General features: G+C 59.4%; 14 protein-coding genes and 1 riboswitch. Of the genes, 9 read left to right on the top strand and 5 right to left on the bottom strand.

The genetic code is table 11. The features are described from left to right. Window positions 1-18 precede the first annotated feature (18 nt). Together tsaB and DW58_RS13220 are read right to left on the bottom strand one after the other, a co-directional pair. Window positions 19-714 (bottom strand): tRNA (adenosine(37)-N6)-threonylcarbamoyltransferase complex dimerization subunit type 1 TsaB, encoded by a 696-nt coding sequence (gene tsaB / locus DW58_RS13225; RefSeq protein ID WP_024550203.1) that lies wholly within the window; start codon window positions 712-714, stop codon window positions 19-21. Window positions 715-780: 66 nt separating this feature from the next. Further along, window positions 781-2691, bottom strand: a complete 1911-nt coding sequence (locus tag DW58_RS13220; RefSeq protein ID WP_024550202.1) for an ATP-dependent DNA helicase — start codon at window positions 2689-2691, stop codon at window positions 781-783. A gap of 130 nt (window positions 2692-2821) precedes the next feature. On the opposite strand from DW58_RS13220, the gene DW58_RS13215 reads away from it, so the two are divergent. Continuing rightward, window positions 2822-3166 carry a RidA family protein gene (locus DW58_RS13215; RefSeq protein WP_024550201.1) on the top strand — a complete coding sequence of 115 codons (345 nt, stop codon included), beginning with the start codon at window positions 2822-2824 and terminating at the stop codon, window positions 3164-3166. Window positions 3167-3204: 38 nt separating this feature from the next. Here the strand turns inward: DW58_RS13215 and DW58_RS13210 are convergent, their stop codons facing one another. Beyond that, on the bottom strand, window positions 3205-3387 hold the full coding sequence (locus tag DW58_RS13210; protein ID WP_024550200.1) for a YoaH family protein: 183 nt from the start codon (window positions 3385-3387) through the stop codon (window positions 3205-3207). 96 nt (window positions 3388-3483) lie between these two features. On the opposite strand from DW58_RS13210, the gene pabB reads away from it, so the two are divergent. The 4 genes from pabB to DW58_RS13190 all read left to right on the top strand — a co-directional run bounded on the left by pabB (window position 3484) and on the right by DW58_RS13190 (window position 8774). Continuing rightward, a complete protein-coding gene (pabB, locus tag DW58_RS13205) occupies window positions 3484-4854 on the top strand; it encodes an aminodeoxychorismate synthase component 1 (RefSeq protein WP_024550199.1) in 1371 nt (456 codons plus the stop codon). A gap of 3 nt (window positions 4855-4857) precedes the next feature. After that, a complete protein-coding gene (locus tag DW58_RS20990; protein ID WP_024550198.1) occupies window positions 4858-5442 on the top strand; it encodes a CoA pyrophosphatase in 585 nt (194 codons plus the stop codon). A 244-nt stretch (window positions 5443-5686) separates the two neighbouring features. Continuing rightward, window positions 5687-7051: an L-serine ammonia-lyase gene (sdaA, locus tag DW58_RS13195; protein WP_024550197.1), complete on the top strand. Its 1365-nt coding sequence runs from the start codon at window positions 5687-5689 to the stop codon at window positions 7049-7051. Window positions 7052-7178: 127 nt separating this feature from the next. Further along, entirely contained in the window at window positions 7179-8774 is a 1596-nt protein-coding gene (locus tag DW58_RS13190; protein WP_024550196.1) for an EAL domain-containing protein, read from the top strand. Window positions 8775-8778: 4 nt separating this feature from the next. On the opposite strand, the gene yoaE is transcribed toward DW58_RS13190, so the two are convergent. Further along, window positions 8779-10350 (bottom strand): CNNM family cation transport protein YoaE, encoded by a 1572-nt coding sequence (gene yoaE, locus DW58_RS13185; protein WP_024550195.1) that lies wholly within the window; start codon window positions 10348-10350, stop codon window positions 8779-8781. Further along, on the bottom strand, window positions 10338-10496 hold the full coding sequence (locus DW58_RS21590; RefSeq protein ID WP_409371874.1) for a protein YoaL: 159 nt from the start codon (window positions 10494-10496) through the stop codon (window positions 10338-10340). Before DW58_RS21590 ends, yoaE begins: the two co-directional genes overlap by 13 nt. Window positions 10497-10815: 319 nt before the next feature. Here DW58_RS21590 and manX point away from each other — a divergent pair, with 319 nt between their 5' ends. From manX to DW58_RS13165, 4 genes are read left to right on the top strand one after another with little or no spacing between them, the layout of a single operon-like run. Continuing rightward, window positions 10816-11793: a PTS mannose transporter subunit IIAB gene (gene manX, locus DW58_RS13180; RefSeq protein ID WP_024550194.1), complete on the top strand. Its 978-nt coding sequence runs from the start codon at window positions 10816-10818 to the stop codon at window positions 11791-11793. A 51-nt stretch (window positions 11794-11844) separates the two neighbouring features. Then, complete coding sequence (locus tag DW58_RS13175; protein WP_024550193.1) at window positions 11845-12642, top strand: PTS mannose/fructose/sorbose transporter subunit IIC; 798 nt, start codon at window positions 11845-11847, stop codon at window positions 12640-12642. A 12-nt stretch (window positions 12643-12654) separates the two neighbouring features. Beyond that, the gene (locus DW58_RS13170) at window positions 12655-13506 is read left to right on the top strand and encodes a PTS mannose transporter subunit IID (protein WP_024550192.1); all 852 of its coding nucleotides are present in this window, start codon (window positions 12655-12657) and stop codon (window positions 13504-13506) included. A 54-nt stretch (window positions 13507-13560) separates the two neighbouring features. Continuing rightward, complete coding sequence (locus DW58_RS13165) at window positions 13561-14019, top strand: DUF986 family protein (RefSeq protein ID WP_024550191.1); 459 nt, start codon at window positions 13561-13563, stop codon at window positions 14017-14019. Between the two features lie 196 nt (window positions 14020-14215). Then, a riboswitch (yybP-ykoY riboswitch) is annotated at window positions 14216-14317 on the top strand. The last annotated feature ends 17 nt before the right edge of the window (window positions 14318-14334 follow it).

Raw genomic sequence — 14334 nt, 5'->3', positions numbered from 1 at the left:
CCCGCGGGCGATGCGCAATTACTCTCTGCCTGGCAGTTTTTTCCAGGCCACTTCATTTCGCAGGTAAACCGGTTCGGTGTGTTCTACCGTCGTGGTCAGCCCCTGCGCCAGCTTGTGCGCTGCCAGCGGCAGCATATCTTCGGCGCTGGGCAGCAGGACACCGCCATCACGCAGGGTAAGGGGGCAGCCAGCGGCCATATCAGGCCAGGCCTGCCAGCCCGTCCCGGCCGTCGCCCACTCGCCGTCAAACGTCGCCAGACGAGCGGTAACGGCGTCCGGCTTCAGCACCGCTTCGGTCTCTTCGCCCTGCCAGTTGCCCGCGGCATCGCGCTGATACTCGGCCCAGTAGACCTCGCCCATGCGCGCGTCGATTGCCACCAGCACGCGGCTGGCACCGGTTTTACGCCACGTCCCTTCTGCCATGGTGGCAAGGGTCGAGACGCCGATCATCGGCAGGTTTGCCCCAAAGGCCAGCCCCTGCGCAATGCCGATACCGATGCGCACGCCGGTAAAGCTTCCCGGCCCGCGACCAAAGGCCAGGGCGTTAATATCAGACAATAAAACCCCCGCCTGGTTCAGTGTGTCGCGCACCATAGGCAGGATGCGTTGGGTATGTTCCCGGGGGCAGAGTTCAAAACAGGCGTGGGTGGTGCCGTTGTCCAGCAGCGCTACCGAACAGGCTTCGGTAGCGGTATCAATTGCCAGAATTCGCATGGGATAAGCGCTCTCGCATCAGCTAACAATAAAAGTGGCGCGGATAGTATCACACTCTGTGACAAATTACCGGGCCTCGGGATCGGAGAGAAACGCGGCGGCGCGCTCGATGTCACGGGTACGGGGCGCCGGCGGCAGGCTGGCGAGGAACACGGCGCCGTAGGGGCGCATCACCAGGCGATTGTCGCAGATCACCAGCACACCGCGGTCGGCGGTATCGCGGATAAGACGCCCGACGCCCTGCTTCAGGGTGATCACCGCGTCGGGCAGCTGCACGTCGTCAAACGGGTCGCCCCCGCGCAGACGGCAGTCCTCCATGCGCGCCTTGAGCAGCGGATCGTCCGGGGAGGTAAACGGCAGTTTGTCGATGATCACCAGCGACAGCGCGTCGCCGCGCACGTCCACCCCTTCCCAGAAGCTGCTGGTCGCCACCAGCAGGGCATTGCCTGCGGTAACGAACTGCTCAAGCAGCTGGCTCTTGCTGGTTTCGCCCTGCATCAGCACCGGGATGGTCATGCTGGCGCGGAACTGCTCCGCCAGCTCGCGCATCATGGCGTGGGAGGTGCAGAGCATAAAGCAGCGCCCGTTGTTGGCATCAATAAGCGGCTTGAGCATGCGTGCCAGCTGCCGCCCCGCTCCCGGCTGGTTGCTCTGGGGCAGGTTGCGCGGCACGCACAGTAGCGCCTGACTGGCATAATCGAACGGACTGGGCAGCAGCAGCGTTTTCGCCTCGTCCACCCCAAGCCGGGCGGTGAAGTGATGCATCTCTTCGTTTACCGAGAGCGTCGCCGAGGTAAAAATCCAGCTGCCGGGCTGCTGGGCCATCACTTCTTTAAACTTCTCGGCCACCGTCAACGGGGTTAACGCGAGGGTGAAGTGACGGGCGTTGCACTCGTACCAGTAGCTGTAGCCCGGCTGGTTAATCTCTTTTAACCGCTTGAGCCGCGCCCGGTAGAGGGTGGCGCGCTCAAAGGCGCTGTCGAGCATCGCCGAGCGGCCAAGCGACAGCTTCGCCACGTCGTAGCACAGCTCCAGGGCGTCATCGAGCAGCAGCAGCGCCCGGCTGATGGAGGCATCGGCCAGCAGTTCACGCAGGTTGCCGCGAAAGCCCGGCTCGCCGAGCTGCAGTCGAAAATCCTGCGCGCTCTGGGCCAGGCGGTCGGCGCATTTCTGCAGCTGCTGGGTATCTTTGAGTTCGGTGCGATATGCAATGGTGATGTCTTTCGCCAGATCCATCAGCTGGCGGCTGGAGAGCGACTGACCAAAATACTGGCTGGCGATGTCCGGCACCTGGTGGGCTTCATCGAAGATCATCACATCGGCCTGCGGGATCAGCTCACCAAAGCCGCCCTCTTTCACCACCATGTCGGCCAGGAACAGATGGTGGTTGACCACCACCACATCGGCGTCCATCGCTTTCTTACGGGCTTTCACCACGAAGCAGTCTTTATACAGCGGGCAGTCGCTGCCGAGGCAGTTATCGTTGGTGCTGGTAACCAGCGGCCAGGCGTGGGAGTCCTCGGCAACGCTGGCGCAGGTGCTGATGTCGCCGTCCAGCGTCTGGTTTGCCCAGCTGCGCAGGATCACCACATCGCTCAGCACCTGCACCGGCAGATCGCCCCCGGCAATCGCCTGCTGCTCCAGACGCTCAAGGCACAGATAGTTGGAGCGGCCTTTCAGCAGCGCCAGCTTGCCTCTGAATTCGAGGGCGCGTGCCACGGTGGGCAGATCGCGGCTGTAGAGCTGATCCTGCAATGCCTTCGAGCCGGTCGAGATGATGACTTTCTTCCCGGAGCGCAGCGCCGGCGCCAGGTAGGCGTAGGTTTTACCTGTCCCGGTTCCCGCTTCCACCACCAGCGGCTCGGCCCGCTCGATTGCCCCGGCCACCGCGTCGGCCATCTGGCGCTGTGGTTCACGCGGTTTAAAACCGGGTATCGCTTTTGCGAGTTGCCCGTCAGCTGCGAAATCGTCCGTCACACTACCCCCTGTGGAAATTGCCAGTGATTATGTCAGGGCAGCTCGCTTTTAGCCAGCCGAAGAGATGACGCGCGGCACACAATATGGCAGGCTTGCAGGCCACTGAATGGAACAGAAAAAGGAAACAGCGATGACAATCGTACGCATCGATCCCGCAGACCGCTGGTCTGACGCGGTTATCCACAACCAGACGATCTACTACACTGGCGTGCCGGAGAATCTGGAAGGCGACGCCTATGAACAAACCGTGAATACCCTGGCGCAGATCGACACGCTGCTGACCGCGCAGGGAAGCGACAAGTCGCGCATCCTTGACGCCACGATCTTTCTTGCCGACGGTGACGACTTCGCGCTGATGAATAAAGCCTGGGATGAGTGGGTTGTGGCAGGCTCCGCGCCGGTGCGCTGCACCGTGCAGGCCCGCCTGATGAACCCGCGTTACAAGGTGGAAATCAAGATTATCGCCGCCGTGTGATGGCGGGCCGCCACCCGGCTGAGGTGGCGGTTTACGCGCTACTCGTCGTCTTCATCCTCAAAACGCGCCACGATGCGCTCGCCTGTGTGGTTCTCGCGCAGCTCCTGGGCCACCGTCGCAATCGCTTCTCCGCTGCTCATCCCTTTTGACATCAGGTCATGAATTCGCTCGACGGCCTGCTGCTGCTGCTCATGGGTTAGTGAAGGTAAACCTGCAAACATGATCGACTCCTGATACATTGGCGGGCTGGTATTATTTCATGTCGCCACCGGGGTTGCCAGCAATGGTCTTACCTCTGCTCTATGGATGTATAACGGATGTCTGACGTCACACCTCACCCGCTGTCACTGCTCCCACTGCCCTGGGAGGCGGATGCCGCCGAACGCTACTTTGCGCCGCTGGCGCATCAGCCCTGGGCGATGCTGCTCCACTCCGGCCATGCCGATCACCCGCACAGTCGTTTCGATATGCTGGTCGCCGATCCGCTGATCACCCTGCAAACCCAGGGGGAGATTACGCATATCGACAGCGCGCAGGGGGGGCAGACGTCACGCGCCGATCCCCTGACGCTGCTGCATGACAGGCTCGAGAGCCTCGGGTGGCAGAGCGAGCCGGATGAGGCGCTGCCGTTTACCGGCGGTGCGATGGGGCTGTTTGGCTACGACCTCGGGCGGCGGTTTGAAACCCTGCCGCAGCGCGCCGAGGCCGACGTGCAGGCGCCGGATATGGCGGTGGGCATCTATGACTGGGCACTGATTGTCGACAACCAGCTGCAAAAGGTGACGCTGGTGAGCCACGGGGATGCCGGGGCCAGACTGGCCTGGCTCAACGCCCAGCCTCGCGCTGAGCGCCCTACGCTGCGTCTCACCACGCCGTGGGAGGCCAACATGACCCGCGCCGAATACGGGGAGAAGTTCCGTCAGGTGCAGGCCTGGCTTGCCAGCGGCGACTGCTATCAGGTTAACCTGGCCCAGCGCTTTGCCGCGCAGTACACCGGCGACGAGTGGCAGGCGTTTGTGACGCTCAACGCCCAGAACCGCGCGCCGTTCAGCGCTTTCCTGCGGCTGCCGCAGCACGCCATCCTGAGCCTTTCGCCCGAGCGCTTTATTCACCTGGCCCGCGGCCAGATCGCCACGCGTCCGATTAAGGGCACCCTGCCGCGTCTGGCCGATGCCGATGCCGATGCTCGCCAGGCGCAGCGTCTGGCCCAGTCGCCCAAGGATCGCGCGGAGAACCTGATGATTGTCGATCTGATGCGCAACGATATTGGTCGGGTTGCCGCTCCGGGCAGCGTGCGGGTACCGGAGCTGTTCGTGGTTGAGCCGTTCCCGGCGGTGCATCATCTGGTGAGCACCATCACCGGGACGCTGCCAGACAGGCTACACGCCACCGATCTGCTGCGCGCCTGCTTTCCGGGCGGGTCGATTACCGGCGCGCCCAAGGTGCGGGCGATGGAGATCATCGAAACCCTTGAGCCGCAGCGGCGCAACGCGTGGTGCGGCAGCATCGGCTATATCAGCGCCTGCGGCACGATGGACACCAGCATCACCATCCGCACGCTGACCGCCCAGGCGGGTACGCTGTACTGCTCCGCGGGCGGGGGTATCGTAGCCGACAGCGAAGAACAGGCGGAGTACCAGGAAACGTTTGATAAAGTTAACCGTATCTTACGCAATCTGGAGCCGTAGCCGATGGACCTGACGCTCGACACCTTCTTATCCCGTTTTCAGCTGCTGCGGCCCGAGCCGAGCCGTAACGCCCTCAACCAGCGCCAGGCCGCGGTGCTGGTGCCGATTGTCCGCCGCCCGCAGCCCGGCCTGCTGCTGACCCAGCGGTCGGCGCGGCTGCGCAAGCACGCCGGACAGGTGGCGTTCCCCGGCGGGGCCGTGGATGCCACGGATGCCTCGTTGATTGCGGCGGCGCTGCGGGAAGCCGAAGAGGAGGTGGCGATTCCCCCGGCGTCGGTGGAGGTGATCGGCATTCTGCCGCCGGTGGACAGCGTGACCGGGTTTCAGGTCACGCCGGTGGTAGGCATTATTCCGCCGGATCTGCACTATCATGCCAGCGAAGATGAAGTGGCGGCGGTGTTCGAGATGCCGCTGGCCGAGGCGCTTAACCTCGGGCGCTACCACCCGCTGGACATTCACCGCCGCGGCGATGCGCATCGCGTGTGGCTCTCGTGGTATCAGCACTATTTCGTGTGGGGCATGACCGCGGGCATCATTCGTCAGCTTGCGATCCAGTTGGGGGTCAATCCCGATCGACGGCTGGAGTAAGAAGTGTCATCCACAGGCCAGAAGTGTGCGACAGCCCCAGTTGTTTACATCATAACCAGGCTATACTTCAGACATAAATGCTGCAAAACAGCGCCTTAACCAAAATAGTGTATTAGGCATATTTGCTTTACCTATTAGTTTAATTCATGTGAATAGTTACGTTCCGTATGCGATTACCTCTTACACTAGCCGCTGATCTAACATCGTCATCTGCACGCCAGATGCCCCTGGCAGGAGTTAAAAAGTGATTAGTATATTCGACATGTTTAAGGTGGGTATTGGTCCCTCCTCTTCCCACACCGTCGGGCCAATGAAGGCCGGGAAGCAATTCGTCGATGATCTGGTCGAAAAAGGGATACTGCACGACGTCACGCGCATCGCCGTAGACGTGTACGGCTCCCTGTCGCTCACCGGTAAAGGCCACCACACGGATATCGCCATTATTATGGGGCTGGCCGGTAACGAACCCGCAACGGTTGATATCGACGCCATCCCAGCGTTCATTCGCGACGTGGAAACGCGCGAGCGCCTGCTGCTGGCCCAGGGTCAGCACGAAGTCGATTTCCCGAAAGACAACGGTATGCGTTTTAGCAGCGATAACCTGTCGCTGCACGAAAACGGTATGCAGATCCACGCCTTCAAGGGCGATACCCTGCTGTACAGCAAAACCTATTACTCCATCGGCGGTGGTTTCATCGTTGATGAAGAGCACTTCGGCAAAGACGTGGTGGGCGAAGTGGACGTGCCCTACCCGTTCAAATCCGCCCAGGAGATGCTCGGCTACTGCAAAGAGACCGGTCTGTCGCTCTCCGGTATGGTGATGCAGAACGAACTGGCGCTGCACAGCAAAAGCGAAATTGAAGCCTACTTCGCTGACGTCTGGCAGACCATGCGTGCCTGTATCGATCGCGGCATGAACACCGAGGGCGTGCTGCCTGGGCCGCTGCGCGTACCGCGCCGTGCCTCTGCCCTGCGCCGCCTGCTGGTCTCCAGCGATAAGCTCTCGAACGATCCGATGATCGTGGTGGACTGGGTCAACATGTTTGCCCTGGCGGTAAACGAAGAGAACGCCGCCGGTGGCCGCGTGGTAACGGCGCCGACTAACGGTGCCTGCGGTATCGTTCCGGCGGTGCTGGCCTACTACGACCACTTTATCGAGTCGGTCAGCCCGGACATCTACATTCGCTACTTCCTCGCCGCCGGTGCGATTGGTGCGCTGTATAAGATGAACGCCTCTATCTCCGGTGCCGAAGTGGGCTGCCAGGGTGAAGTGGGCGTGGCCTGTTCCATGGCCGCGGCCGGCCTTGCCGAGCTGCTGGGCGCCAGCCCGGAGCAGGTGTGCGTTGCCGCTGAAATCGGTATGGAGCACAACCTCGGTCTGACCTGCGATCCGGTTGCGGGTCAGGTGCAGGTGCCGTGCATCGAGCGTAACGCCATCGCCTCGGTGAAGGCCATCAACGCCGCACGTATGGCGATGCGCCGTACCAGCGAGCCGCGCGTCTCTCTCGACAAGGTTATCGAAACCATGTACGAGACCGGGAAAGACATGAACGCCAAGTACCGCGAAACCTCCCGCGGCGGGCTGGCGATAAAAGTCCAGTGTGACTGACCCCTCAGGCGCCGCATTGCGGCGCCTTTTTATTTCCTGCTTCGTTTCCCGCCGCTCGTCATAATACCCACTACACTCAAACTATCACTTCGGGCACTGCAGGCCTGGGGATTAACGGGTACTTGCGATGCATACAGCGCAGCGGATCATCAGAAACTACCGCCGAAAGCGGCTGAGCGTGTGTATTTCTCTGGCCGTCGCCGCGCTGTTTCTCACGCTTAGCGTACGGTTTATCAGTGAGCGTAACCTCTACGAGCGTCAGATCACCGATTTCAGCCAGCGGGCCATTCTGTCGATTGAAGCGCTGCTCGCACCGCTGGAAAAAGTGGGGGAAGATCTCGCCCCGCTGGTGGGCCACACCTGCACCGAGGCGCACCTTCCGCTGCGGGAACAGGCGGCACGATTGCAGATTGTGCGTGCCATCGCGCTGGTCGATAACGGTGTGCTCTACTGCTCCAGCATTTTTGGCGCGCGCGGCGTGATGCTGAATCAGCTTCAGCCTCGTCTGCCCTCGCCGGTGCAGCAGCTTTTGCTGTCCACCGACCAGGTGCTGCTGAAAGGCACCCCGGTGCTGATCCGCTGGCTTCCCACCTCGCTCAACGGCCAGAGCGGCGTGATGCAGATCATCAATATCGAACTTATCACCAGCCTGGCGATTACCCCCGATCATCCGCTTATCCGCCGGGTGCTGTTTAACGTCGGGCCTAACCATCTGGAGTATGGAAGTGACGTGCGCCCGCCGCCTGAGGGCGAACGCGAAAGCAGGCAGGTGTTCCCCTCCTCCCGCTATCCCTTCTCGGTAACGGTCATCGGCCCTACGCCGGAGTATCTGGCGTGGCGAGACCTGCCGGGCCAGCTGCCGCTGGCGCTGATCCTGAGCCTGTTGATTGGCTATATGGCCTGGCTGGCGACGGCGGGCCGAATGAGCTTCTCATGGGAGATCAATCTCGGCCTGGCGGCCCGGGAGTTTGAAGTGTTCTGCCAGCCGCTGCTCAGCGCCCGCACCCAGCAGTGCGTCGGGGTAGAGATTCTGCTGCGCTGGAACAACCCGCGCCAGGGGTGGATCTCCCCGGATGTGTTTATCCCGCTGGCGGAGCAGCAGAACCTTATCGCCCCGCTCACCCGCTATGTTATGACCGAGACCGTTCACCAGCTGCACTATTTCCCGGCCGACAGCGCGTTTCACATCGGCATCAACGTGGCTGCCAGCCACTTTCACCACGGGGCGATACTGGATGACGTGCGGCGTATCTGGCTCAGCGCCCATCCCCAACAGCAGCTGATTCTGGAGCTGACCGAGCGCGACGCACTGCCGGATGTCGATCACCGGATGGTGCGGGAGCTGCATCGTTACGGGGTGAAGCTGGCCATTGACGATTTCGGCACCGGGCAGAGCGCCCTGTCGTATCTGGAGAAACTCCATCCTGACGTGCTTAAGATCGACAAATCGTTTACCGCCGCGATTGGGACGGATGCGGTTAACTCAACGGTGACGGACATCATTATTGCGCTGGGGCAGCGGCTGAACATTGAACTGGTGGCGGAGGGGGTAGAAACCGAGGCGCAGGCAGCGCATCTGAAGCAGCACGGGGTGACGTTTTTACAGGGCTATCTCTATGCGAAACCGATGCCGCTGCGTGAGTTTCCGCAATGGCTGGCAGGCAGAACGCGCCCACCTGCCAGACATAACGGACAGGCTATCCCGGTATTACCGGTTCAGTAACGTCTTACTCTTCTTCGTCATCATGCTGCGATTTATCGCGGGTGATGCGAACCATGTCCACACGATAGTCGTTCGCTTCGACGATGGTGATATGCAGCGGCGGTACGTGGATCACGTCGCCGGCACACGGAATGCGACCGTTGGCGTTGATCACCAGCCCGGCAACCGTGGCGATATCTTCCTCTTCATCCACCAGATGATCGACGTCCAGCGCCTGCTGGATGGCGTGCAGGTCGGTTGACCCTTTCACTAACCAGCCGTCACCGTCAAAGACGATCTCCGGGGTTTCATCGGCATCCGGGAACTCGCCGGCGATGGCTTCCAGCACGTCAAGCGGCGTGACCAGACCCTGTACCACGCCAAACTCGTTATTGACGATAACGAAGCTGCCGCGGGCGCGACGGAGCACGCCAAGCAGGTTGATCGGGTCAAGGGTTTCAGGCACCACGATGGCCGGCGAGGCCGAGGCGATAGCCGCCACGTCAACACCCTCTTCCAGGGCCACCAGCAGCTCTTTGGCACGCACGATACCAATGATCTCATCCAGCTCGCCACGGCACACCGGGAACAGGCTGTGCGGCGACGACAGCAGCTGCTGACGGATCTCATCAACGCTCAGGTTGGCATCCACCCAGCTGATTTCGCCGCGCGGGGTCATGATGCTGCGCAGCGAACGCTGGGCCAGCGTCAACACGCCGTTGATCATATAGCGCTCTTCTTCCGCAAAGGCTTCATCCGGGATGTGCACCACCGACGAGGTATTGTTGGTGTCCGGCTCGCTCTGGGCAGAGGATTTACGACGACCGCCCATCAGACGCAGGATCGCATCGGCCGTACGGGCGCGCAGCGGCTGCGTTGACTGATGGCGAATGAAGTTACGACGTGCGATCTGGTTGAAGAACTCAATGATCACCGAGAAGCCGATAGCCGCGTAGAGGTAACCTTTCGGGATATGGAACCCGAAGCCTTCCGCCACCAGGCTCAGACCAATCATCAGCAGGAAGCTCAGGCAGAGCACCACGACCGTCGGATGTTCGTTCACAAAACGCGTCAGCGGCTTCGAGGCCAGCAGCATCACGGCCATGGCGATAATCACCGCCGCCATCATTACCGGCAGATGGTTCACCATCCCGACCGCGGTAATCACCGCGTCGAGCGAGAACACCGCATCAAGAATAACGATCTGTACCACCACCACCCAGAAGCTGGCGTACCCCTTACCGTGGGATTCGTCATGCTGCCGGTTTTCAAGCCGCTCGTGTAGCTCAGTGGTGGCTTTAAACAGCAGGAATAGCCCCCCCACCAGCATAATCAGGTCGCGCCCCGAGAAGGTGAAGTCCCAGACGCTGAACAGCGGACGCGTCAGCGTGACCATCCACGATATCAGCGACAACAGGCCGAGACGCATAATCAGCGCCAGCGACAGGCCGATCAGACGCGCTTTATCACGCTGCTTCGGCGGCAGTTTATCGGCGAGGATCGCGATGAAAACCAGGTTATCGATACCGAGGACAATTTCCAGAACGACAAGCGTTAACAGCCCCACCCAAATTTGGGGGTCCATCAAGAATTCCATGACAAGCTCCTGCTTAAGGAAAGACTAAACGGCACTCCGGCATCTGCGGGCGCTGAAGGGAAAAGTATATGTGATGTTGGGCGAGATACGCCGCTTACGCTGGCCGGGAATGGCCTGAAAGTGAAAAGACGTCGGTGACGGTCCATACGGTGGGCTGCTGCCCGCTACTCCTGTTAATTAATCAGGCGGATACCTTAGCAAAGGGACTTATCCTTTTGCAAAGATTTACCAGACTTTGCAATTTTTATGCAACGGTCAGAGGGTAGCGTAACGGGGTTATTTTTCGACGCGAATCTATCGCTAAATAGCGGATGTCCATCACATAAATTATTTTTTCACTCTCTAAAATTAATCGCGGTAGAGGTTCTTATACATACTCAACGTTATCTGAATCGATTCGCGCTGCGTAAAGATTCACAGTTCGCGTCATCTGACGCGTACTCACGATAAGAAAGGAGGTAGCAAGTGACCATTGCTATTGTGATAGGCACACATGGCTGGGCGGCTGAGCAGTTGCTTAAGACCGCTGAGATGTTGTTAGGCGAACAGGAAAACGTAGGCTGGATCGATTTCGTACCAGGCGAAAACGCCGAGACGCTGATCGAAAAATATACTGCACAGCTGGAGAAACTTGATACCCAACAGGGCGTGCTGTTTCTCGTCGATACCTGGGGCGGCAGCCCGTTCAACGCTGCCAGCCGCATTGTCGTCGACAAAGAGCACTATGAAGTTATCGCTGGGGTGAATATACCGATGCTGGTAGAAACCCTGATGGCCCGTGATGACAACCCCCAGTTCGATGAGCTGGTGGCACTGGCGTTAGAAACCGGACGCGAAGGCGTGAAAGCGCTGAAGGCGAAACCGGTGGAAAAAGCTGCCGCCGCAGCCCCTGCCCCCACCGCCGCCGCACCAAAAGCAGCCGCACCCGCGAAACCGATGGGGCCAGACGACTATATGGTTATCGGCCTGGCGCGCATCGATGACCGTCTGATCCACGGTCAGGTGGCGACCCGCTGGACCAAGGAAACCAACGTGACGCGCATTATCGTGGTCAGCGACGAGGTGGCTGCCGATACCGTGCGTAAAACGCTGCTCACTCAGGTGGCTCCGCCGGGCGTGACCGCGCACGTAGTGGACGTGGCGAAAATGATCCGCGTGTACAACAACCCGAAATATGCCCGCGAGCGCGTAATGCTGCTGTTCACCAACCCGACCGACGTCGAACGCGTGGTGGAAGGCGGTGTGAAGATCACCTCGGTCAATATTGGCGGTATGGCGTTCCGTCAGGGGAAAACTCAGGTCAACAATGCGATCTCCGTCGACAGCACGGATATCGAGGCCTTCCGCAAACTCAACGCACGCGGCATCGAACTGGAAGCACGCAAGGTGTCCAGCGATCCAAAACTGAAAATGATGGATTTGATCGCCAAAGTGGCGCCGTAAACGCGCCGCTACGATCTTCACTTACATCTGTTTTGCTATAGGAGAAGTACAATGGAGATAACCACTCTTCAGATTGTGCTGGTGTTTATCGTGGCCTGTATTGCCGGTATGGAGTCGGTGCTCGATGAATTCCAGTTCCACCGCCCGTTGGTGGCCTGTACGCTGGTCGGTGCAGTGCTCGGGGATATGAAAACCGGCATTATCATCGGCGGTACCCTGGAGATGATCGCCCTGGGATGGATGAACATTGGCGCAGCCGTGGCCCCTGATGCCGCGCTGGCGTCCATTATCTCAACCATTCTGGTTATTGCCGGGCACCAGGGCATCGGTGCCGGTATCGCGCTGGCGATCCCGCTGGCGGCGGCCGGTCAGGTGTTAACTATCATCGTTCGTACCATCACCGTGGGCTTCCAGCACGCAGCGGATAAAGCCGCCGAGAATGGAAACCTGACGGCGCTATCCTGGATACACGTCTCATCGCTGTTCCTGCAGGCCATGCGTATCGCCATTCCGGCGGTTATCGTGGCAATTTCTGTCGGCACCAGCGAAGTACAGAACATGCTGAACGCCATCCCTGAAGTCGTGACCAGCGGTCTGAACATCGCCGGCGGCATGATCGTGGTGGTCGGTTACGCGATGGTCATCAACATGATGCGTGCCGGTTACCTGATGCCGTTCTTCTATCTTGGCTTCGTTACCGCCGCCTTCACCGACTTTAACCTGGTGGCGCTGGGCGTAATCGGTGCTGTGATGGCAGTTCTCTACATCCAGCTGAGTCCGAAATATAACCGGGTTGCCGGCACGGCGCCGGTTGCGGGTTCAAACGATCTTGATAACGAACTGGATTAACAGGTGAGCGACATGGTTGATATCACAAAAACTACCACTGAGAAAAAACTCACACAGGGCGATATTCGCGGCGTGTTCCTGCGCTCTAACCTGTTTCAGGGTTCATGGAACTTCGAACGCATGCAGGCGCTGGGCTTCTGCTTCTCGATGGTGCCGGCGATAAAACGCCTCTACCCGGAGAACAACGAAGCGCGCCGTCAGGCTATCAAACGCCACCTCGAGTTCTTCAACACGCATCCCTACGTGGCCGCGCCGGTTCTGGGCGTTACCCTGGCGATGGAAGAGCAGCGCGCTAACGGTGCTGAAATCGACGATGGTGCCATCAACGGTATCAAAGTGGGCCTGATGGGGCCGCTGGCGGGCGTAGGCGACCCAATTTTCTGGGGTACTGTCCGTCCGGTCTTCGCCGCGCTGGGTGCCGGTATTGCGATGAGCGGCAGCCTGCTTGGCCCGCTGCTGTTCTTCATCCTGTTCAACGCGGTGCGACTGGCAACCCGCTATTACGGCGTGGCGTATGGCTACCGTAAGGGCGTGGATATCGTGAAGGACATGGGCGGCGGCTTCCTGCAGAAACTGACCGAGGGGGCGTCAATTCTCGGCCTGTTTGTCATGGGGGCGTTAGTTAACAAATGGACGCACGTTAACATCCCGCTGGTGGTGTCACGCATCACCGACCAGACCGGGGCGGAAAAAGTGACCACCGTCCAGACCATCCTTGACCAGCTGATGCCGGGCCTGGTTCCTCTGCTGCTGACCTTCGCCTGTATGTGGCTGCTGCGCCGCAAGGTAAACCCGCTGTGGATTATCGTTGGCTTCTTTGTTATTGGTATTGCCGGTTACGCGGTCGGCCTGCTCGGCCTGTAATCGTCCGAACGACAACCGGGGGCCTGCCCCCGGTTTTTTTTATCTGGAGAAATGATGACGCTGACGGATACGGTACTGGTTCTGTGTATTGTGGCACTGCTTGGTTGGGCAATTTACGATGAAGTCATCCTTGACCGCCTCAAGGGCAAGACGCAGCTGGCGGTTCCCCTGTTGCGCCGCGGGCGCGCTGACAGCCTGATTTTTGTCGGCCTGCTCGCCATCCTTATCTACAACAACATCACCGCCCAGGGCGCGATGCTGACCACCTGGCTGCTTGGCGGTCTGGCGCTGGTGGCCATTTATCTGTTCTGGTTTCGTATTCCTGTCGTCCGCTTCAAAGCCACTGGTTTGTATTTCGCCGGAAGCTGGACAGAATATAACCAAATTAAGGCTATGAATTTATCAGAAGACGGTGTGCTGGTGATGGAATTAGCACAGCGCAGGCTCCTGATTCGAGTCAAAAATATTGACGACCTGGAGAGGATTTATAAATTTATGGTTAATAATCAATAGTTTATAAATATAGCACTATCTATATTTCATTGATTTTGCGCAGGGTAAAGTTATAGCGTTGGCTATATTAGCAAAGTAATGCCGGGATATTCTGGCCGTGGATAAAACCCTGCGCTTATAAATGAAAAGCATTCCCATGCCAGCAAAAATAATACCTTCAGAAGGTTGTTAAGCGTTTCTGAAATATGGTACTGTTCCGCCCGTCGTTGGGGAGTAGCCGATCTCCTGTCCAGGAGATGTACGTGTCAACATACTCGTTGCAAAACGTGGCGCGTACGGACTGAATACCCGTTCAGTCAGGCGAGACCATAGGCA

Origin of the sequence: Siccibacter turicensis LMG 23730 (genome assembly GCF_000463155.2) — a bacterium.
Taxonomy (GTDB): domain Bacteria; phylum Pseudomonadota; class Gammaproteobacteria; order Enterobacterales; family Enterobacteriaceae; genus Siccibacter; species Siccibacter turicensis.
Note: the sequence above shows the minus strand (reverse complement) of the source record. Positions and strands in the feature narration are given on the sequence as shown.